Origin of the sequence: Desulfatibacillum alkenivorans DSM 16219, assembly GCF_900142135.1 — a bacterium.
Lineage (GTDB): Bacteria > Desulfobacterota > Desulfobacteria > Desulfobacterales > Desulfatibacillaceae > Desulfatibacillum > Desulfatibacillum alkenivorans.
On the sequence record NZ_FQZU01000001.1, the window covers coordinates 336,295 to 357,804 of the forward strand.

19 protein-coding genes are annotated in these 21,510 nt (G+C 57.0%); all 19 read right to left on the reverse strand.

The window, feature by feature from the left end; all coding sequences use genetic code 11:
- Positions 1 to 29: 29 nt before the first annotated feature.
- Positions 30 to 2,162 (reverse strand): hypothetical protein, encoded by a 2,133-nt coding sequence (locus tag BUE18_RS01305; RefSeq protein WP_139264576.1) that lies wholly within the window; start codon positions 2,160 to 2,162, stop codon positions 30 to 32.
- Positions 2,155 to 4,299: a hypothetical protein gene (locus BUE18_RS01310; RefSeq protein ID WP_073472084.1), complete on the reverse strand. Its 2,145-nt coding sequence runs from the start codon at positions 4,297 to 4,299 to the stop codon at positions 2,155 to 2,157. Before BUE18_RS01310 ends, BUE18_RS01305 begins: the two co-directional genes overlap by 8 nt.
- Positions 4,292 to 6,898 (reverse strand): spermine/spermidine synthase domain-containing protein, encoded by a 2,607-nt coding sequence (locus tag BUE18_RS01315; protein ID WP_073472086.1) that lies wholly within the window; start codon positions 6,896 to 6,898, stop codon positions 4,292 to 4,294. The genes BUE18_RS01310 and BUE18_RS01315 overlap by 8 nt, the downstream gene beginning before the upstream one ends.
- Positions 6,899 to 6,960: 62 nt before the next feature.
- The gene (locus BUE18_RS01320; RefSeq protein WP_073472087.1) at positions 6,961 to 7,320 is read right to left on the reverse strand and encodes a MerR family transcriptional regulator; all 360 of its coding nucleotides are present in this window, start codon (positions 7,318 to 7,320) and stop codon (positions 6,961 to 6,963) included.
- 53 nt (positions 7,321 to 7,373) lie between these two features.
- Entirely contained in the window at positions 7,374 to 9,779 is a 2,406-nt protein-coding gene (pheT, locus tag BUE18_RS01325; RefSeq protein ID WP_073472089.1) for a phenylalanine--tRNA ligase subunit beta, read from the reverse strand.
- Between the two features lie 68 nt (positions 9,780 to 9,847).
- Positions 9,848 to 10,852 (reverse strand): phenylalanine--tRNA ligase subunit alpha, encoded by a 1,005-nt coding sequence (pheS, locus tag BUE18_RS01330; protein ID WP_073472091.1) that lies wholly within the window; start codon positions 10,850 to 10,852, stop codon positions 9,848 to 9,850.
- Positions 10,853 to 11,020: 168 nt separating this feature from the next.
- Complete coding sequence (gene rplT / locus BUE18_RS01335) at positions 11,021 to 11,371, reverse strand: 50S ribosomal protein L20 (RefSeq protein ID WP_073472093.1); 351 nt, start codon at positions 11,369 to 11,371, stop codon at positions 11,021 to 11,023.
- Between the two features lie 65 nt (positions 11,372 to 11,436).
- The gene (rpmI, locus tag BUE18_RS01340) at positions 11,437 to 11,634 is read right to left on the reverse strand and encodes a 50S ribosomal protein L35 (protein ID WP_073472095.1); all 198 of its coding nucleotides are present in this window, start codon (positions 11,632 to 11,634) and stop codon (positions 11,437 to 11,439) included.
- A 123-nt stretch (positions 11,635 to 11,757) separates the two neighbouring features.
- Positions 11,758 to 12,282 carry a translation initiation factor IF-3 gene (infC, locus tag BUE18_RS01345; protein ID WP_244549256.1) on the reverse strand — a complete coding sequence of 175 codons (525 nt, stop codon included), beginning with the start codon at positions 12,280 to 12,282 and terminating at the stop codon, positions 11,758 to 11,760.
- A 234-nt stretch (positions 12,283 to 12,516) separates the two neighbouring features.
- On the reverse strand, positions 12,517 to 13,245 hold the full coding sequence (locus BUE18_RS01350; protein ID WP_073472098.1) for a dolichyl-phosphate beta-glucosyltransferase: 729 nt from the start codon (positions 13,243 to 13,245) through the stop codon (positions 12,517 to 12,519).
- Between the two features lie 15 nt (positions 13,246 to 13,260).
- Positions 13,261 to 15,021: a lipid A export permease/ATP-binding protein MsbA gene (gene msbA, locus BUE18_RS01355; protein WP_073472100.1), complete on the reverse strand. Its 1,761-nt coding sequence runs from the start codon at positions 15,019 to 15,021 to the stop codon at positions 13,261 to 13,263.
- Positions 15,018 to 15,704 (reverse strand): lysophospholipid acyltransferase family protein, encoded by a 687-nt coding sequence (locus BUE18_RS01360; RefSeq protein ID WP_073472101.1) that lies wholly within the window; start codon positions 15,702 to 15,704, stop codon positions 15,018 to 15,020. Before BUE18_RS01360 ends, msbA begins: the two co-directional genes overlap by 4 nt.
- Positions 15,701 to 16,849, reverse strand: a complete 1,149-nt coding sequence (gene lpxB / locus BUE18_RS01365) for a lipid-A-disaccharide synthase (protein ID WP_139264577.1) — start codon at positions 16,847 to 16,849, stop codon at positions 15,701 to 15,703. The genes BUE18_RS01360 and lpxB overlap by 4 nt, the downstream gene beginning before the upstream one ends.
- A 29-nt stretch (positions 16,850 to 16,878) precedes the next feature.
- A complete protein-coding gene (locus BUE18_RS01370) occupies positions 16,879 to 17,817 on the reverse strand; it encodes a Gfo/Idh/MocA family protein (RefSeq protein WP_073472105.1) in 939 nt (312 codons plus the stop codon).
- A gap of 9 nt (positions 17,818 to 17,826) precedes the next feature.
- On the reverse strand, positions 17,827 to 18,654 hold the full coding sequence (locus BUE18_RS01375; RefSeq protein ID WP_073472107.1) for an LpxI family protein: 828 nt from the start codon (positions 18,652 to 18,654) through the stop codon (positions 17,827 to 17,829).
- 52 nt (positions 18,655 to 18,706) lie between these two features.
- Positions 18,707 to 19,495 (reverse strand): acyl-ACP--UDP-N-acetylglucosamine O-acyltransferase, encoded by a 789-nt coding sequence (gene lpxA, locus BUE18_RS01380; protein ID WP_073472109.1) that lies wholly within the window; start codon positions 19,493 to 19,495, stop codon positions 18,707 to 18,709.
- Positions 19,496 to 19,498: 3 nt separating this feature from the next.
- On the reverse strand, positions 19,499 to 19,939 hold the full coding sequence (gene fabZ, locus BUE18_RS01385) for a 3-hydroxyacyl-ACP dehydratase FabZ (protein WP_073472111.1): 441 nt from the start codon (positions 19,937 to 19,939) through the stop codon (positions 19,499 to 19,501).
- Entirely contained in the window at positions 19,936 to 20,967 is a 1,032-nt protein-coding gene (gene lpxD / locus BUE18_RS01390) for a UDP-3-O-(3-hydroxymyristoyl)glucosamine N-acyltransferase (protein ID WP_073472112.1), read from the reverse strand. Before lpxD ends, fabZ begins: the two co-directional genes overlap by 4 nt.
- Positions 20,968 to 20,971: 4 nt before the next feature.
- Entirely contained in the window at positions 20,972 to 21,490 is a 519-nt protein-coding gene (locus BUE18_RS01395) for an OmpH/Skp family outer membrane protein (RefSeq protein ID WP_073472114.1), read from the reverse strand.
- Between the last annotated feature and the right edge of the window lie 20 nt (positions 21,491 to 21,510).

Here is a 21,510-nt window from a genome sequence, read left to right on the forward strand (position 1 = left end):
GGCAACAGTTTGCATTCAACAAGATGCCATTATTCCCTTTTCATGCGGGAGTGGGATATGAAAGCCCGGATGTCCTGGATGGGCTGCAGGGGCAGGATGCCGTCCTTCCACCTGTCGTAAGGCTCATAGTGGACGGGCAGGGGGGCGGGACCGTTCGCAATGTATGGCCGCGACTTGCAATCAAAATAATACTTCAGGATGGCGGGGACGCTGTTTGAAAAAGGCGCCTGATAATGAATCTGGTCGTCCCATGCCGTGGCTTCAAACCGGCGTTCGCTGATTCCCGCCCGCAAGGGCCCGGGCGCCAGGCCTTTATGCACGCCGTCGGTAAAGGCGGCAAGCACGGCCGCTGCCATGCAGATTCTCGCCAGGGCGTTCTTGTCCAGGCTTTTCAAGCCTGCAGAGTCCAGGATAATGCGGATCAGGCAGATCCAAAGGGGGACGGCCAGAACCGAGGCCATGGCTGCAAAGTGGACGGTGCTGAAGGTTCCGTCAGGCTCTCCGAAAAAGCGCTGCCCGCCGGAGATCATCATAAAAAAGGTTGCGATGAACAGATACAGGGCCAGGCCGAACAGCCTGTGCCGCCGGGCTTTGGCGGGTAGGATTCCAACAAAAACCAGCATGGCGCCTAAGGCGTTCAGGTAATGAAATATGGAAAGGGTATGCTCCCGGAACAAGGCCATGAACAGGTGCCGGCCTTCTCCAAGTTTTACCAGCGCCCCTCCGGAATCCAACATGGCGAAGGGCTGGTGGATGAAAAACATGGTCAAGGGAATGCGAAAAATAATGATAAATGCGGCGATCACGCCCGCAATCCCGGCGGCAACGGCGGCCTTGTTTTGCATGCGTGCGGGTGAAAAAATCATAACTCCGGCCAGGGCGCACAGGCCGGCCAATCCGAAAAAAGGCTCGTAGAAAAACGAAAAGGCGTGAACCCCGCCGACCAACAGGGCGAACCTGGGGCCGCCTCCTTTTTGATACAGCCGAAAAAACAAAAGCGCGCACACAAAGCAGATTATGCTGCGTTCCGCGATGGTCCACGCTCCGGGGAAGGGGTAGCAAATCCCTATGAGGCTCAGGTTGGTTATCACGATGGCGCAGGCCAGCAAGGCGGAGGAGAATTGCGTCGCCCTCAGCACCCTGTTTAAAAAGGCGTACACCAGATACAAAAACAAGGCCTGGGAGGCGAAGCAGAACCCGGCCATGAGCGCGAAGTAGCCGCCCATGGTCTGGTTAAGACCCACAAACCAAAGCCTTGGCAGCATGGTTTCGAAGATGAATCCTTCAAAGGGCACGTAATGCACGTAGGGCTTCATGGTGTCGTATACGGCGTCCAGGCCCGGCGCCACGTGGATCCACCAGTGGAAATCCAGCAAAAACAACGGCGTGGACATCCCGGCTTCGAGGTTAACTTCCGTAATCAGGCTGAGGGCGAAAATCAGCAGGCACGCGCGGTTGAAGGTCTTCAGCCAGGGGCTTTGATTTTTCGCCAGCATAAAGCCCAGGGCGATCAACCCCAGGTACACGATGACGCCGGCTATGAGGACTATCTTGGAGCAGGAGGGGTAGCTGTTCACCAATTGATTGGACAGGTTCAGGAAAAACCACAATGCCATCAAAGGGCTTAAAAATGCGGTCAGAAAGCCCGGCCTACCGCGGCCCATGACCCCGTACCCCGCGCCGACCGCCAATAGTCCCGCGGCAAGGCTTAAAGGCCAGAATGACGAAACCCGCGGCGCCAGAGCCGCCGCCGCAATCTGGCACAAAAAGGTTAGAAAGCCTTCGGCCATTTCCTCCAGGCTGTCCGGCTCCCTTGTAAATATTTTCGCCCAGAGCATGGCCATAAACGGAATCGCCAGCACAAAGCCGGGAGCTTGGGCCGGGGAGAAAATGAAGTTCAGCGCACTTGCCGGAAACATGAAGCTGCAAAGCAGCAAAAAGTCCCGCGCGTCCGCGTTCCAATGATCCGAGCCGCTCCATATCCTTTTTGCCGCCCATACACTCGCTGGAACGCAAATCAGCGTCATCAGAATAGTCTTTTGCCCGGCGGACGGCTCAACCCCGGCGGCCGTCAAACCGGCCCAATAGGCCGCGCACAATCCCAGACAGGCAAAGTTCCCAAGCCATAGGGCGAAGCGCATATGTTGTCTGGCGTCAGTCACGGCCGAACTCCTGCTTGAGGAAAAAGCCCATGGTCCGCGCTATGGGAACCTGAATGTCCGGATTGTTCTTCCAGGCGGAATAGGGCTGCAAATGGATCGCCAGGGGCGCCGGGCCTGCCAAAACGGCTTTCCGGTTTTTATAGGTGTAATAATAAGACAAAACATCCCCCAAGCCGTAATCGTAAGGCGCGTTGTAATGCTCCTGGGCCTGCCAGACCGTGGGGGCGAATTCCCGTCCCGCCATCTGGATTTTCAGGGTTCCGGGGGACTTGCCGTAAAACAGGCCCGTCGTGCAGGCCGCCGCAATTAAAAGGCCGGCCAGGGCCTTGGGAGCCCAAGAGGGCAGGGGGGCTTCGCCCCATAAATCCAGGGCGATCCTCCCTACGCAAATGAGCAGGGGGATGACAAGCACCGAGGACAGCGCGGCGAAATGCACGGTGGAATAGGTTCCCTCCGGGTCTCCGAAATAACGCTGGCCGCCGGAAATAAACATAAAAAACGTAATCAAAAACATGTACAAACCCGGCGTAAAGGAGCGGCTTTTCCAAGGCTTAAAAGGCAGTAAGCATAAAAAAGCTGTGAGCGAGGCCAGGGGCCAGGTGTAATGCAGGGTGGACAAAAAGCGGCCGCGGTAAAACACGGCGAAAATGCTTACCTGGCCGTTTGGATCCATGTGCTTCATGCCCGATTGGATCAGGGTGAGCGGTTGAAGGACGAAAAAATCCCATAAGGAAGGCCGGACGATCAGCAATATTACGATCAAGGCGCCGAATCCGCCCGTCAGGATGTATTTTTTTTGCGGAATTCTCTGCGGCGCCAGAATCATCACGCCCAGCAGCCCGGCGATGGCGCCCAGGCCCAGCAGGGTTTCGCACAGGAACGAGAGCATGTGCACGGCCCCCAGGCAGACTGCGGCCCAGGCCTTGGCGCTTTCCCCGGCTTCAGAGGCTTTCCAAAAGAACAAAAAGGCCAGAACGCAGATAAAAAAAGCCGGAGCGCGTTCCGCAATGCTCCATCCGCCGGGAAAGGGATAGGACGTTTGCAGCAGCGCCAGGTTGGAAACTGCGATCAGGCAGGCTGCGCAAGCGGCCTGAAACGGCTTCAAACGGCCGATCGCATAAAACGCATAGCCCATCAAGGCCGCGCACAATACTTGGGCCAGAAGGCTGGATAAGGCGAAAACAAGCCCATACCCGGCCGTGCTTCCGTTCAGGATTTCAAACCACAGCCTGGGCGCCCAGGCGGCCCAGGCCACTCCTTCAATGGGCGCGTAGTGGACGAACGGCTGCATGTTTTCGTACATGGCGTCCAGCCCCGGCGCCACATGCACCCACCAGTGGAAATCCCAATCCTCCGGAGGAACGGTCAGGACCGACCCCAGGTTCAGATCGAAAAGCAGGCTTACGGCCAGCATGGCCATGCACAGACGATTGATCCGCAGGCCGCCTTGAAACTTCTGCGAAACCAGGATTCCCGCCATCAGCAGGGCGGCGGCCAGGCCCGCCCAATATAGGATTTGAGACGGCCCGGGAAAGATTGCAGCCATCTGGTCCGACGCGCTCACAAACAGCCACAAGGCCATGATCGGGCTGATTAACGCCGCTTGTTTGATGGAGTACACGTCCTTGCCCAAAGCCTGAAAAATGTGCCAGCCAAGAATCAGGGCCGCCGCCGCCATAAAGGATACGGCGTAATAAGGTCCTGTTCGGATTAATAGGCTTAACGCGAGAATCTGGCAGAAAATCGTGGTCAGCAATTCCAGGTTGGGTTCAGGCTCGCCGCCCAGTTTGGGCGCCCACCGAAACACGGCGTAAAGAATAAACGGCGTAAGCAAAAGCGGGCTGAGCACGGAGTTCTGCGTGAGAATCACGTTTAATGCGGCCGCCGGAAACAGGACCGTCACAACCAAAATCCAATGGCGGCGCTCCCGGCTCAGCGTTTCCAAACCTTTGAAAAACAAGAGCCCTCCCCAGGAGCAGGCCAAAAAGGCGCCCATGAGAAGGAGGATGGATTTCTGGCTGTTCGGGGTTCCGATTGCGGCGTAGGCAAGGGTGAGACCTTGCGCCAGGGCGATAGCCAGGCACCAGAAATTTATAAGGCAAAAGGCTTTGGGGAAAATCCGTTTCAGATCATCCATCGGCTGATTGTGCTTCCCCATTCAAGGCCAGGCCAAAGGCCGCGCCTATCAGGTAGATCAGGCCCGCCAGCATTAGTACGCGGGAGAATCCAAAGCTCATGGCCGCCATGATGGCCAGCACCGATCCCAGGACCGTAAAAAAACCGTTGACTGCCCAGGCCCAGGCTATCATTGGAGGCGATTTTTCCGCTGCAGCGCGAATCCCCAAGGGAAAGAAAAGGCCCAGAACAACGCCCGTGGGGCCGATCAAAGCCCAGGCCGCGGCCATGCGCAGGGGCAAAGGCAGTCCCGTCAAAAGGCCGGTCAGGGCATCCGGAAAAAATGCGTTGAAGCAACAAAGGATTAACACGCCCGCTCCTGCAGTCAACAGCCTTTTCCTGGTCCAGGGGGGAAATCGCTCCGACAGCCAGGCGCCCAATCCCGCGAAAAAAAGCATTCCGGCCAGGACCACCGTCACGGCGTATGTCGGGCGTCCCAAAAAGAGAATGAGCTTTTGCATGAGGCAGATTTCAATGAAAATGAATCCCAGGCCGAGCGCCGCGAAGTAAACAAAGGTCCTTGCTTTGCCTTCCAGGGGCGCTCCCCTTTTATTCCACGCCCATACGGGAAGCAGGATGAACAGGGCCGCCAACAGGCTCACCTGGATGACCGCAGCTGTCAGGATCATGTGCCCGGCGGGGAAGTCCGGCAGAAATTTGGTTTTCATTTCCCCCCTGGCGCCATGGCCCCACCACGAAGCTACATTGGAGATTTTGTAGTAATTGAAGAAAAACGGCTTGTCGTCCGAGGGCGGATATAGATTGAAGGCCGATTCCTTTAGAAGCCGATTCAATTCCCTGCCGTCCGACATCAGGGCCTGATGGAAAAGCCGCCTGGATCGTGCAAACGCATCCAGGGGAAACTGCTCCTCCCCTTTTTCCAGATAAGGCGCAAACACCACTCCGGCAAAGCCCTCTTTGCGGCCGAATTCAGCCAGGGCTGCGCATTCCTCGGGGGTGAAGGGGCTTTTTTTAATCATGGTGGAGGCCCAGTTGTTGGCCTGGAGAATGGCGATATGCCGCCAGGGTTCTTTAACGCCGGCGCGCTCCAGGGCGGTCCGGGCTGTGACGGCCAGACGCAGGGTTTCCCGGGGCGGCCCGAACAAGGAGAATATGGGCCGGGAGTAGCAGACCATTCCGTTTTCAGACAGGCGGTCCAGCATGTTTTCAATCGCCTCCACCGTGTACAGGTAGTTTTCGCTCAGGGTGTAAGCTCCGGTGGAAAGGGCGGTGAGCGTATCCACCCCGGTCAGTTGAATGACGTCGTACTCGTCTCTGGATCGGTCCAAAAACGACCGGCCGTCCTGGTTGATCAATTCTACGCGAGGGTCGGAGAACAGATGGCCGATGTAGCCTGCGTATTTTTTTGTGACCATGCGGATCATGGCCGGGTTGATTTCCACAGCGGTGACGGACGCGGCGTCGTGAAAGAGGGCGGTCATCACGTCGATGCCGCCGCCCACGCCGATGACCAGCACGTTCGGCCTGGTTTTGCCCTGGGTTTTCAAAGCCAGGTAAGCCGAGGAAATTTGCGAATCGTCCAGGGAGGGGAATTTCTTAAGGTCGCCGGCGTCCTTGTACAAAAAGGTCGGCCCGATGCCGTCCTGGGTGACCATGCGCATGGGGACTTCCTGATAATCCACCAGCCCGAACTCCCCCCCGCCCAGCATATGCATGCGGTGCTCGGGCCATATGTCCAACTGGGCGATGGCGCTGTGCAGAATCTCGCGCCGCCGCATGTCCGGGAGCGAGCGTTTGTAAACCAGATGCCTGCCTCCGAAAAAAGGAATTTCCAGGGAATAGACTTTGTTGAGCCGAGGGTCTTCCTGATACGCGATGGTGAGCCTTTGCTTGGAAAGATCCATGGGAATTTCCCAGAACAAACGCCCTGAGTTGAAACCCAAGAAGGCCAGCAAGTAAAGGACCGTCAAAACAGCCGCCGCCCATTTTCCGGCTTTTTTTTCTGCGGACAGGCACACGGCCGCCAGCCCTGCCAGAAAGGCCGAAGCCATGGCCGCACCGTTCACGCCTGCCGCGTTCAATAAAAGCGGAGCCGCCGCGGCGCCCAGGGCGGCGCCCAGCATGTCAAATCCATAGAGCTTGCCCGCCTGCCTGGAATACGCCTGAAAGCAAACGGCGATGACGTACCCTGCAAAGAAAAAGGGGACGGCCAGCAATCCCAATAGGGCCAGAAATGTGCAGAAGTTTTTCCAATCGCCCAATAGCTGCATGGCTTCTATATGCAGGCGGGAGCCCATAAAATACGAGGCCGGCAGGGCGGCGGCGAAAGCCAGGGCGCTTGGAAACAGGCCCCTGGTCATGGCGGAAAAACCTTGGTTTTGGTTGAATCTTATGGCGGCGACGGCGCCGGAGGCCCCAAAGCCCAGCAAGGCCACGGACACGACCAGATAAGCGTGGTGGTGCCACATGATGATGGAAAAAAGGCGGGTGAGGGCGATCTGATAGGCCAGGGCCGAGGCCGATATAAAAAATACGCCGGCCAGGACGGGACGGGCTATCCCGGGAGTCTGTTCAGAATGGGAGTCCGATAATGGTTTCAAGGCCTAGTAACCATGCGGGAAAAAAAAGGAGCGGCGGGCGAGAGCGAAGCGCGCAGCGCCCGTCAGTCCAGCATTCGACGGATGGCGAGCAGTTCGTCCCTGATTTCCTCCAGACCCGGGGCGGACTTCGCGCCTGCCGAAGATTCTTTGACTTCCTTGGCTTGTTTGGCCTCTTGGGCCAGGGCGGCTTTGGCGCCCGGGATAGTGAATTTTTGGGTGTACAGCAAGTCCTTGATGCGCAGGATCAGGTCCAGGTCGGCCCGTTTGTACACCCGGTGCCCTGACAAGGATCTGCCGGGGCGGATTTGCTTGAATTCACTTTCCCAAAAACGTAACACAGAAGGTTTAAGCCCTGCAATGGAGCTGACTTCTCCAATCCTGAAATACCGCTTATCAGGGTCCAGCACGAATTCTTCACTCATGGACACCCCTCCATGGGAAAAAGCAGGACTGGCTTTCAGGCCTTGGCCGGAACTCAGGCAGCCCCAAAGGCTTCCATCAGCTCCTTGCCTATCCTTTCATGCACCTCGTTCACTTCCTTGTCTTGCAGGGTCGTGGAGTCCGACCTGTACGTAATGCGGAACGACAGGCTTTTTTTGCCTTCGGGCACGGGCTCGCCTTCGTAGACGGCCACAATCTCCAACGCCCGGATCCATTCCTGATCCATTTTGCGGACATGGGCCAGGACGGCTTCGGCTTCCACTTTCTTGTCCAGGACAATGGTGATATCCCTGTCCGTGGCGGGAAACCTGGGCGGCGCCTGATAGGTCAGTGCATCCGGGACGGCGGCCAAAAGGGCTGCCGCGTCAAACTCGGCGACGAACACGTCCTGCTTGACTTCAAACTTTTTCAGAACCTCGGGCTTGACCTTGCCGAGCACGCCCACGCGTTGGCCCTGGCACACGATTTGCGCGCACTGGCCTTTGACCAGATAAGGCGCGGAATCGTCTTCAATCCTGGAGTATTCGGCGTTTTCGATATGGAAGTCCGCCATCAAAGCCTCGCAGCAGCCCTTCATCTCGAAGAAGTCCGTGCGCACCGCCTTGCCTTGCCAGGAAGGGGCGGTTGCGGCGCCGGAAAGAACCAGGCACAGGCACTCGATTTCCGTGGGCAGTTCCCGGCCTTTTTCCGCGATGAAGGTCTTGCCGATTTCAAACAGAGCCAGGTCCTTGTTTTGATAATTGATGTTTACCGCCACAGAGGCGAAAAGCCCGGGCAGCAAAGACGTGCGCATGACCGCCTGATCCTCGGTCAAAGGATTGAGGATGGGCAGGGTCCGGGTTCTTTTGTCCGATTCGGCCAGCATGAGGCGTTGGGGCGTGTCAGCGCCCACAAAGCTGTAATTGATGGCCTCGCGGAAGCCCTGGCCGCCCAGGGAGGTCCTTAATTTCAGTCCGAAATCCCGGATGGGGTCGGACGGATGGATTTCCATGGTCGCGGCCGGCCAGGTCGTGGGAATGTTGTCGTACCCGAACAGCCTGGCCACTTCCTCCATCAAATCCTCGGGACGGGAAACGTCCACGCGGTAGACCGGGGCCAGCACCTTCATGGCGTCCTGGTCGATGGGCGTGACTTCCATGTTTACCGATTCCAGATATTTTACGATCTGGCCGAAAGGAATGTCCGTGCCGAGTATTTCGTTGGTCCGGGAGGCGGAAAGGGTGATCTCCGTTTTTTCCACGGTGACCGGATGAGCGTCCACCGCGCCCTTGGCGCAAACGCCGCCGGCGGTCTGCAGCATAAGCTGGGCGGCCCTTTGGGCGGCGAACAGAACGCCTTCGTGATCCGTGCCGCGCTCGAACCTATGGGAAGCCTCGGTGTGATACCCCAGCCGTTTGGCGGTTTTTCTGACGCTCATGGGGCTGAAATGGGCGCTTTCGATCAGCACGTTGGTCGTGCCGTCGTTGATTTCGGAGTTGAGTCCGCCCATGACCCCGGCCAAGGCCACGGCCTTTTTGCCGTCGCAGATCATGAGCATGTCGTCTTCCAGCTCATTCTCCTTGCTGTCCAGGGTGGTGAACTTCTCGCCCTTGGCGGCCAGACGAACCACAATCCTGCCTTCTTCCAGCAAATCGTAGTCAAAGGCGTGCAAAGGCTGCCCGGTTTCCATCATCACGTAGTTGGTTACGTCCACGATGTTGCTGATGGGGCGAATGCCTATGGCCAACAGGGCCTGGGCCAGCCAGTCCGGGCTGGGGCCGATCTTGATGCCCTTGATCACCCTGGCTGCGTACCGGGGGCAATGATCCGGGGCCAGAATCTCTACGGCGGTGACGTCCTCGACGGCGCCGCCTTCTTCAGGCAGGCTGGCGTCGGGCAGGGTCATTTCCACGCCGTAGATGGCGGCCAGCTCCCGGGCCACGCCGATCATGGAAAGGCAGTCAGACCGGTTGGGGGTGATCCCCAGTTCAAAAATCGTATCGGAAAGAATAAGGGCCTCGGCCAGGTTTTGGCCGGGAGTCAGGGAATCGTCCAGTTCCATAATGCCGCCGGCGTTTGCGCCGATTTCCAGCTCTTTTGCAGAGCAGAGCATGCCTTCAGAAACCTGTCCCATGAGCTTGCCCTTGGAAATGACCATGCCGTCGGGAAACTCGGCGCCCTGGAGAGCCAGGGGGGCTTTCAGCCCGGCCCGGGCGTTGGGCGCGCCGCACACGACTTGCAAGGTTTGGCCGCCGGCGTTCACTTGGCAAACCTGCAGGTGGTCGGATTTTTTCACGGGTTCCGCGGACAGAATTTCGCCTACCACCACCTTTTGCAGGTGGGCGAACCTGTCATGCACCCCTTCCACCTCCAGACCGGCCATGGTCAGGGCATGGGCGATTTCCTGGGGATCCGCATCCACGTTGACGTATTGTTGGAGCCATTTCAGACTGACTAACATAATCTTTCCTAATCCGTTTGGGAAATTTCAAAAAAAATTAATCTGACAAGGACGATTTCGGCTTGGAACTAAAACTGGTTCAAAAAGCGTACGTCGTTTTCGTAATATTTACGGATGTCGTCAATGCCGTATTTGAGCATGGCGATGCGCTCCACCCCCATGCCGAAGGCAAAGCCGGAGATTTCGGACGTGTCATACCCCACGAACTCGAACACACGGGGGTGGACCATGCCCGAACCCAGGATTTCCAGCCAGCCGGTGTGAGAGCACACGCGGCAGCCGGAGCCTTTGCACATGACGCATCCGATATCCACTTCGGCGCTGGGCTCGGTAAACGGAAAAAAGCTGGGCCGGAATCGAAGCGGCGTTTTATCGTCGAAAATTTGGTGCACCAGGGTGGTCAGCACCCCCTTGAGGTCGGCGAAGGAAATGCCTTTGTCCACCACCAGGCCTTCCACCTGGGCGAACATGGGGGTGTGGGTGATGTCGGAGTCGCACCGGTAAACCTTGCCCGGGGCGATAACCCGCACGGGCGGCTTCTGCTTTTCCATGGTGCGGACCTGCATGGGCGATGTATGGGTTCTCAGCACCACGTTGTCCGACACGAAAAAGGTGTCCTGCATGTCCCTGGCGGGGTGGTCTTTGGGAAAGTTCAGGGCCTCGAAATTGTAATAATCCAACTCCACTTCCGGCCCCTGGGCGATGTCAAAGCCCAGGCGAGTGAAGATATCGCAGATTTCCAGGTTGATGGTGGTGAGGGGATGGAGTCCGCCCACCTTCCTGGGCCTGCCGGGCAGGGTGACGTCCACCACGTCCCCGGCCTCCTTGCCGGAACCGAATTTCTCCACGGCCTTGGCAAAGGCGTCCTGGAGATCATTTTTCAATTCGTTTGCAAGACGCCCGATCAGGGGTTTTTCGTCGGCCGGAACCTTGGCCATCCCCTTCATGAGATCATTGACCAGGCCCTTGCGGCCCAAATACCGGATGTTCAGTTCATCAATGGCTTTGGCGTCGCCGGCCGACTCAATGTCGGCCAGAGCCTGGGTCCTTAATTCTTGGATTTGTGTTTTCACTGTAGCCTTTTTGCAAATAAACCTCCCCGCGGGGCGCCGCGGGGCGCATGATTACAGGAATGGCGGCAAAATGGAGCTAAACGCCCCGAAGGGCGTCACCAAACAAAACCAAAGCCCAAGGGGAGGACCCGTCATGAGAACTGCGGCGGGTGAGACCTTGGGCTTTGCTTATGCCTGTTTTGCTGCCAGGCTGGTGATTTCAGCAAAACATGCCGGATCGGAAATCGCCAGTTCGGCCAGAACTTTGCGGTCCAGGGCCACGTCGGCTTGTTTCAGTCCATGGATGAATTTGCTGTAGGACAGGCCGTTCATACGGGCGCCCGCGTTGATTCTGGCGATCCAGAGTGCGCGGAAGTCGCGTTTCTTTTGACGGCGGTCCCTGTAAGCGTACATAAGAGCCCGGTCCACGGTGTCCGCTGCGGTGCGGTAGAGCTTGCTGTGTCCTCCGCGGAAGCCCTTGGCCAGCTTGAGTACTTTTTTACGGCGTCTGCGCGCCTTAAAACCTCTTTTTACACGCATGTTTCTTCTCCCTTGCGCGGAAAGCAAACAGCCTTCCGGCGGGTCAGTCTGTTAAAAAGAACTCTCTACCAGTAAGGAAGGAGCCTTTTGATGTTCTTCATGTTGGCGTCGTCCAGAATGTGGCTCTGGCGCAAGTCCCTTTTACGCTTCCGGGATTTTTTGGCCAAAATATGGCTTCCGAAGGACTTGGAATATTTTACTTTTCCCGAGCCCGTCTTCTTGAACCGTTTGGCTGCCGCCCGGTTGGTCTTGATTTTTGGCATGCTTTCCATCTCCTTTGGGGCTCCCGTCATGGGGAGCCGGGATATTTCTCATAAGCGCCTAAACACTAATAAACGCCCCGCCGTATTAGTACGGGGCGTCAGGAATAAGGCTGCTCTGTATATTTACTTCTCTGACTTGGGCGCCAGGACCATTATCATGGTCCTGCCTTCAAACTTGGGGAATTGTTCCACAACCGCAAATTCGGCGGTGGCGTCTTGTACGCGCTTGAGCATTTCGCGTCCCCGGTCTGAAAAGGCGATCTCACGGCCCCGGAACATAACGGTCACTTTCACTTTATCGTTGTTGGCTAAAAAGCGCTTGATGTGACCGATTTTCGTGTCCAGGTCGTGATCCCCCGTCTTAGGCCTGACCTTGATTTCCTTCACGGAAAAGGAAGAGGCCTTTTTCTTGGCTTCCTGGAGTTTCTTGGTCTGCTGATACTTGAACTTGCCGTAGTCCATGATCTTGCAGACCGGCGGGGAGGCGTTCGGCGAAACTTCCACCAGATCCAATCCCGAGGCTTCCGCTACGGAAAGGGCTTGATGGATCGGGATCACCCCCACCTGATTGCCGTTTTGGTCTATCAGGCGAACTTCCTTGGCTCTAATCTTTTTATTGATGTTTACCCGCTTGTTTATACCTGTCACCTCCCACCTGATTAAAGTTTGCTCAAAAAACATACTCCATAGTGCAAGATGGTGTGGTAGATACAATACACCATGCCATAATGCAAGAGGAAAATAGTGCCCCGAGCCCCTTGGCCGGGCGGTCTATGGAGTGCGCTTCCCCAAGATGCGGGGGCCTTGTTTCATGACTTCCCGCATTAAACCCTAAGGATGTCAGAAAAATGCTCTTTTGGCAAGCAAATGATTATTTTTCCGCTAATTTTTTTCCGAACCGTGCACCTTGCGAATCCGAAACAGCTCCTGAAACACAAACAGCGACTTGGCCAGACTGTCGTAAACGATCCGGGAATCCTCCACATGAGACCAGACCACCGGGAATTCCCCCACCTTATAGCCCCTTTGACGGGCCAGCCACAAAATCTCGGGGTCGAATATCACGCTGTGAAGCTTCTGGCGCGAAAAAAGATCCTGGGCCGCCTCTTTGGTGAACATCTTGAACCCGCACTGGGTGTCCGGATGGCTGATCCCCAAAACCAGCCTTTGGATGATTTTATACACCTTGGCGGAAATGGCCCTGGGCAGGCTTTGGGCCTCCTTGACCACGGCGCCGGTCATGGCCCGGGAGGCGATGGCCGCATCAAACCCCTTGTCCAGAAGCTCCATAGGCTTGACGATTTCCTCAATGGGCACGGCGTAGTCCGCATCCATGAACAAAACCCGCTCCCCCTGGGCGCGCAGCATGCCGTATTGCACGGCATAGCCCTTGCCCCGGTTGGGAAAATACTCCAAAACCCGGATTTCAGGCCCGCCTTCCCGGGAATAGCCCCTGGCCACGGCCACGGTGTTATCCTTGCTGCCGTCGCTCACCACCACCACTTCGCTGGAATAGTCCTGGGCGGAAAGATAGTCCACGGTTTTTTCCAAAGTCCGCACAATGCGGTCTTCTTCATTATATGCAGGAATGACGATTGATAATTTCGGCATTCGCCATGTCTCCTATCAAGCCTTGTCTTCGCTGAACTGCATGGAGTAGAGCTTGTGGTAGGCGCCCTTTTTCTCCAAAAGCTCGGCGTGGGCGCCTTCTTCCACCACTTGGCCGTCCACGATGACCAGAATGCGGTCCGCATGCATGATGGTGGAAAGCCGATGGGCGATCACAAAACAGGTCCGGCCTTCCATGAGGTTTTCCAGGGCCTTCTGGACCACCCTTTCCGCCTCGGTGTCCAGGGCGGAGGTTGCCTCGTCCAGAATCAGGATGGGCGCGTCCTTTAATATGGCCCGGGCGATGCACATGCGCTGCTTTTCGCCGCCGGACAATCTGGCGCCCAATTCGCCGATGGTCGTATCCAGGCCTTTTTCAAAACCCTGGATGAAATCCCAGGCGTAAGCCCCCTCCGCCGCTTTACGGATCTGCTCCTCAGTGGCTTCGGGCTGGCCGTAGGCGATGTTGCTCCGCACCGTGTTGTTGAACAGGATGGGCTCCTGGGTGACGACGGCGATCTCCCTGCGCAGCCGGGCCAGTTCCACGTCCCGAATGTCCACGCCGTCGATCTTGATGGCGCCTTCCGCCACGTCGTAAAACCGGGGGATCAGGTTGACCAGGGTGGTCTTGCCGCCGCCGCTCATGCCCACCAGGGCGATGACCTCGCCCGGCTTGACCTCCAGGTTGATTCCCCGGAGCACCATGGCGGACTCGTATTTAAAGCCCACGTTTTCAAAGCGCAGGGTGTGCGGGGTCCGGGCCAGGGGCGCGGGGTTTTTCGTCTCCACGACGTCCGGCTTTCTCTCAATAATGTCAAATATGCGGTCCACGGCCGCCATGCCCTCCTGGAGGGCGTTGTTCAGGTTGGCCACCTTTTTTACGGGGTCGTACAATAAAAGCACGGCGGTCATGAAGCCGAAGAACATACCCGGGGTGTATGACGGATCATGGATGACCTTGTGGCCTCCGTACCAAATAATAAAGGCGATGCCCACTCCCGCCAAAAACTCCATGACCGGCGAGGACATGCTCCGGGCCAGGGCCTGGCGAATTTCCAGTTTTAACACCCTTTCGGTCTTTTGATAGAACCGCTCCTTTTCCGCTTTTTCCATGCCAAATGCTTTGACGATTTTGTTGCCTGCGAAGGTCTCGTGCAAAAACGCGGAAAGGTCGCCCATGGTTTCCTGAATGCCCGTGCTGGCTTTGCGCACCTTTTTGCCGAACCAGACCACCGGATAGTAGGCGATGGGCAGAATCAGGATGGCGCCTGTGGCCAGTTGCCAGTCCAGGTAGAATATGACGCCTATAAGCGCCACGACCGTGAAAAAATCCCGCAGCGCCGCCGTCACCGCCGAGGACACCATGGTCTTGATGATGTTCACGTCAAAGGTGATGCGGCTCATGAGCGAGCCTGTTTTTTCCGCATGGAAAAAGGAGATGGGCAATTCCATGATGTGATGATACAGGCTGTCGCGCAGGTCCTTGATGATTTTTTGGCCCACGTAAGTCATGAAGTATTCCTGCATGAATCTTCCGATTCCCTGGACCAGAAACAGCACAACAACGGCGACCGGTATCACCAAGAGCATTTTTTCGTCTTTGTTGACAAAGATGTCATCCAGCACGGGCCTTACCATCAAGGGGATGGCGCCTTTGGCCCCCGCCATGAGCAGCATGCCGAACATGGCCAGGCCCAGACGGCCCCAGTTCTCCTTGATTAAGGCGTAAAGTCTCCTGTGCCGGTTGCGCACCTGGAATCGCTTGATATGGGACTTCACTCATCCACCTCGTGTCCGCACAATTTTTCCGCCAGGGCGGTGATGCGGTTTAGTTCGTCTTCAGCTTCCCTCCTTTTGGCCTCGAACTCCTGGGCCGACATTTTAGGGGGAACCATGATGGGTTTGCCGTACACGACCACGTTGTCGGAAAAAGGTTTGGGAAGGATAAACCGGTCCCAACTGGCGAAGACCTTCCTGCGGGTCGCCGAGTAGGTGACGGGGATAAGGGGCGCGCCGGTTTTCCTGGCAAGGGAGATGGCGCCCGGCTGCAAAACCTGCCTGGGCCCCTGGGGGCCGTCCGGCACTATGCCGGCGGGCTGGCCGTTCTGCATTTTTTTGACAATGCCCTGCAAAGCCCTCACCCCGTGCCGGGTGCTGGAGCCCCGGACGCAGTCATGGCCCTGGCGCTCCAGGACCTGGGCGATGTACTCGCCGTCCTCGGAGGCGCTGACCATAATGGCGGCGTTCCAGCCTTTAAACAAATAGCTGACCATCAGAATTCTGGAATGCCAGAAAATCAGGATGAAATCCCTTTTGCTCTCCACAATGGCGCGCACGGGCTCGTACCCTTTGACGCGAATGCGGCAGGAAAGGAACAGGGCGTCGATGATGGTCTTGCCCAGAATCCCGACGGCCTTCCATTTAATCTTTTTGGATCTTTCCGGCGTGAATTCCTTGGTCATGAGGATTTTTCTCCCAAAAGCTCCAGGGCGAGAGAGGCGGCTTTATCGGAAGCCCCGGGTCCGCCCAGGAGCTTGCGGACTTCCTTCAGGTCCCGGTAGATCTCCGACAATTTGCGGGGATTCAATAAAATTTCCAATGATTTGGCCGCGATGTTCTCCGGATTGGCCTTGTCCTGGATTAACTCGGGCATGATTTCCTTTTTGCCGATGAGGTTCGCCAGGCCCACGTAGTCCACCTTAAGCATCGCCTTGCCCACCAGATAACTCAAGGGGGAGACCCTGTAAATGATCACCGTGGGCGCCAGAGCGAGAGCGGCTTCCAGGGTGACGGTGCCGGATGCGGCGATCACCAGTTGGCTTTGCTCCATGACCTCCCTTGCCTGGCCCTGCCGGACTTCCACGCAGGAATCGTCTTCCTTAAGGATTTTTCCCATGATGTCTTCGACCAAAGACGGGTCCACGGTGGGGGCCATGGGCAGGACGAATTGAAGGCCGGGGCGTTGCTCCCGCATGATTAACGCCGCCTCAAGCATGGCCGGAAGCAGCCCGGCGACCTCTCTGTTCCGGCTGCCAGGCAGCAGGCCGATGAGGTTGGGATTGCGCTTTGCCGTGGGCTCTTTATCCGCACCTTCGTGATCCAACAGGGGATGGCCCACATAGGTGACGGGCACGTTGTGGGCGTCGTAAAACTCTTTTTCAAAAGGCAGGATGACGGCGATGCGGTCCACCAGTTTCTTGATCGTCTTCACCCGTCCCTGGCGCCAGGCCCAAATTTGGGGGCTGATGTAATACAGGATTTTAATGCCCAGGCTGCGGGCGGTCTTGGCGACCATCATGTTGAACTCGGGAAAATCGATGAGGATGAGCAGGTCCGGCTTTATTTGACGCAGGATTTCCCGGGAGAACATGACCCCGTGCATCAGGGTTCCCGCCCTCTCCAGAATCTCCGTAATCCCGACCACCGAAAGCTCCTTGGCGTCCACGACAATGCGCACGCCTTCTTTTTCCATGGCCTGGCCGCCGACGCCGTAAAAGTACAGATTGGGATTGCGGGCTTTCATGGCCTTAACCAGACGGGCGCCGTGCACGTCTCCGGACGCCTCTCCGGCGATTATCATTACGCATTGTGTATCAGTTTCCTGCACGGCGACTTTCCCGCTCTGAACAAAACCGGCTATTTTTGATCCTGTTTGACCTGAGCCATGATGGTAAGGGCGGTGGCCAGAGCGTCCCGGCCGACCTGGCCGGTTACCTGGGGCGCCTCTCTTTTGATGGAGCTGTTTATAAAAGCTCCGATTTCCGCGGCCAGGGCGTCGGCCGTTTCAAAGGTGGACTCTTCCGCACCAAGGCCCAAGCCTTCCTCGCCCTTGTCTTCGGGTTTGGTTATAGCCACCCTTCGATTGGCGAAATCCACGGAAATGCATGCGTCCTTTTGAAAGATCCTGAGCTTGCGCATGTCGTTCTGGGACATGCGGCTGGCCGTCACGCTGGCCACGCATCCGTTTTCAAACTCCAACCGGGCGTTGGCCACGTCCAGATGTTCGGACACCACGGAAACGCCGGTGGACCGGATGTTCTGCAAACGGGCGCCGGCCAGGCTTTGGATGATATCGATGTCGTGGATCATGAGGTCCAGGACCACGCTGACGTTCAAAGCCCTGGGCTTGAAGGACGACATGCGCTGCGCTTCAATGAACAAGGGTTTTTTGACAACGCCGTCCAGGGCCAGCACGGCCGGGTTGAACCGCTCCAGATGCCCCACCTGGATGATAAGGCCCTTGTGTTCGGACAGGTCGATCAGAGCGTCCGCTTCTTCCAGGGTGTTGGTCATGGGCTTTTCAATAAGAACGTCGGCTTCGTGCTCCAGGAAATCCTGGCTGATTTGAAAATGACGCCCCGTAGGCACGGCCACGCTCACGGCGTTCACCTTGCCCAGCAAGTCGCGGTAATCGTAAAAAGCCTGCGTCCCGCAGTCTTTGGCGACCCTGTCGGCTGCTTCCCGGTCCGAGTCCACCACGCCCACCAGTTCAGCTTCCGGGTGCGCGGCGTATTTTTGGGCGTGAAACTTGCCGAGATATCCCACGCCAATGACGGCTGTTTTAAGTTTGGCCATGAAAAAGGTCTACTCCTGATTATTATTTATCGCCACGATGGCTATGTTGTGACTATCCGCCAATTCAACCATGGCCTCCCGGTCGAACACAACGGCGGCTCCGGCCGCCAGGGCCAGGGCCGTGCACCCGTTGGGTATCATGTTTTCGATGGTTTTGGCGCCTGCCGCCGGCAGGTCGAACCGGTGGTCCTGGTTGGGCTTGGGCATTTTGACCACCACGGCGTCACTGGCTTCAAGCTCTCCGGCCCTTTTAATGGCCGCGTCCGTGCCTTCAATGGCTTCCACGCAAATAACGCTTCCCCGGGTGAGTATCAGGCACTGGCCGATATCCAGCGGGCCGATTTTTTGCAGCAGTTCATGGCCCAGTTTGATGTCTGCCGCTTCCTGCTCCGTGGGCCGCCGTTGGGTCCAAACGCCTTCGGGCGCCAGCAGATGAGGCAGAATGCTGGTGGCTGCAATCACCTGGATGCCGTGTTTTTCCACGGCCTGGGCCACGGCCCGAAGCACCATGTCGTCTCCGGTGGCGTCAATGGAGGCCAGGGCCTCCAGGGCCAGGGCGTCGGGTGCGAAGTCGGTCATGAGCCTGGCTTTGGTGATTCCTCCCAACATAACGGCTTTGGTCACGTTGTTTTGGAGGAAAAAATCCATGATTTTTTGCAGCTCGCCGATTTTCACCCACAGGATCCCGTCCGTTTCCTGGGCCAGATCCTCTTCGGTTTCGTTCGTGTGGGCTGCGGCGTACACCTGCATGCCGGCCTTGCGGGCCGCCCGGGCGAAAAGTAAGGGGAACTGCCCGTTCCCCGCTACAATGCCTATATTGGATGATTTTTCTGACATGATCAAGCGACTCCCAGCTTGGGGGTGCACACGCGCCGGAAGACCGGAGCGGTTAATCCCGGCCCGGCTTGCCCCGGGTGACCCCGCGCTTGGAGGATTCCAGGAATTGGAGGAACGTTTGCACTTCCGGCAGATCAGGAACTTCCGCCTTAACGCGTTCAATGGCCTCGTTCATGGTCAGGCCGATGCGAAAGATGATGCGGTAAGCCTTTTTCAGGGCGTCCAACACCTCGGGAGTAAAGCCGTGGCGCTTGAGGCCGACCTTGTTCAGGCCGTGCAGCCTGGCCCGGTCGCCGGCCGCCAGAACGTACGGAGGAATATCCTTGGGCACCGCGGATTTTCCGCCTACAAAGGCGTAGTCGCCCACGCGGGTGAACTGGTGGATGGCCACCAGACCGCCAATGGAGGCGTAATCGCCGATTTCAACGTGTCCGGCCAGGGTGGCGGCGTTGGAGAAAAGCACGCCTTTGCCGGTTATGCAGTCGTGGGCGATGTGGGTGTACGCCATCAAAAAGTTGTCGTCCCCCAATTTGGTGAGCCCGCCGCCGAAGCCGGTCCCGCGATGGATGGTCACGAATTCGCGCACCAGGCAGCGGTCGCCGATCACTACATGGGATTCCTCTCCGGCGAATTTGACGGATTGGGGCGTCGCCCCGATGGCTGCGTGATGAAAAATCCGGCAGTCAGCCCCTATGGTGGTGAATTCGTCAATGGTCACCATGGAGCCAATGACGGTGTTGTCTCCAATTTTTACGTTATTACCGATTACGGTAAACGGCCCAATGGAGACGTTTGCGCCTATTTCAGCGCCTTTATGAACAATAGCCTGTTCGTGGATCATCAGTTATTTTCCCCAGCCCGCCATGAGTTCGGCCTCTACGGCCAATTGACCGTCTATGGTGGCTGTTCCCTTCATCTTCATGATGTTTCTTTTTTGTTTGTAGTCCCTAAGCTCAAAAATAATCTGGTCCCCAGGGAGGACCGGCTTACGAAAACGCACTTTGTCTATGCCCAGGAAGTAAATCGGCTCCCCGCGCTCCCGCTCCGGATGGGTTTCAAAAGCCAGCACTGCGGCCGTCTGGGCCATGGCCTCCAGCACCAGGACGCCGGGCATGATAGGTTCGCCGGGGAAATGCCCCTGGAAAAACGGCTCGTTAATAGTGACGTTTTTCAACCCTTTTACATGTTCACCCGGGACCAGCTCCAGGATTTTATCCACAAGCAGAAAGGGATACCTGTGCGGGATGATTTCCATGATTTGCCGGACGTCAAAGAGCGAGGTCATGAGATTTTATCCTCTAAGTGTTTGATGCGTTTGGCAAGATTCCTGATTTCCTTGGCCAATTCCGGCAATTGGGGGATGATCCGCTGCACCCGCAGCCACAGTCGGTGGGGGATGCCCGGACTTCCTGAAATAAATTGTCCGCCTTCCAGGTCCTTGGCGATGCCGGCCTGAGGCCCTATGACGGTATCGTCGCCAATGGTGACGTGGTCGCTGATACCCGCCTGTCCGGCAATGACCACGCGCCGGCCCAACTTGGAGCTGCCTGAAATGCCGGCCTGGGCCACCAGCAGGGTGTCGTCCCCCACCTGGACGTTGTGGCCTACGTGCACCAGATTGTCGGTTTTGACGCCATTGCCTATATAGGTGCTTCCAAAGGTCGCCCTGTCTATGGTGTTGTTGGCGCCGATTTCCACGTCATCGCCTATGCGGACGTTTCCAATCTGGGGGATTTTTTCATATCTTCCCCCGTCAGGCGCAAACCCGTAACCATCCGCGCCGATTACCGTCCCTGCGTGGATGATCGTCCTGTCGCCCACTTGGCAGTTATCCAGGATGGTCACGTTGGGGTATAGGGTCACGTCGTCGCCGATTTTCACCCCATCGCCTAACACGACATTGGGCATGAGGATCACATTGGAGCCCACGGCGACGCCGGAGCCTATGACAACCCCGGGGGCGGCGGAAAAATTTTCGCCGCTGGAAAAATTTTCGCCCACATGAACGCCGGGGTGAACGCCCGGGGCCGGCTTGGGAGGCGGATTGTACAGGGCGATGGCCCTGGCGAAACAAGCGTAGGGATTTTGCACCCTAATGAGGTTTCGATCCGCATCCGGAGCGTTGGCCGCAACAATCACGGCGCCCGCCCGGGTTTCGGCCAGCCGCTTGAAATATTTGGCGTTGGCCGCGCAGGTGATATGCTGCGGCCCCGCCTCTTCAAAAGGCATGACGCCCGAAATTTCCAGGGCCGGGTCCCCCTGAACGGCGCCTCCCAAATATTCGGCCAAGTAATCCAGGGTGTAAGTAGTCATGGCTTTATTTTTTGTGCCTGGCGTTGATTTCCTTGATAACCTGGTCCGTGATGTTCATGCCGTCCAGGTTGAACATTACCCCGCCTTCCTGACGTTCTATGATCAGAGTGTATTGCTCTTTTTTTGCGATTTCGTCCACCACGTCCAGGATGGCCTTGTGGAGGCCGGTGGTCAGGGTGTATTCCAATTGCTTGAGTTCATCCAGGTATTTTTTCTGCAGAACCTGAAAGTCGCCCGACTCGATGCGCAACTGGCGCATTTTCTCTTCTTTGACTTCGTCCTTAAGGAACTTGGCCTGGCTTTCCAATTGCTGCTTCAGGTTGTTGAGAGAGGTTTGGCGCGCTTCCAGATCGGCCGTTTTCTTCTCGGTTTCAGTCTTTAGTTGACTGGAATAGTCCATGCCCATTTTGGAGGTTTCCATAATTTTTTGGACGTCCACGATTCCGATTTTGTTGGCCAGAGCGCAGGGAATTCCCATTGCAAAGACAAGAAGTAAAGACAAGATTGCTAATTTTGTACGCATCAAACAGCCTCCTTAATTAT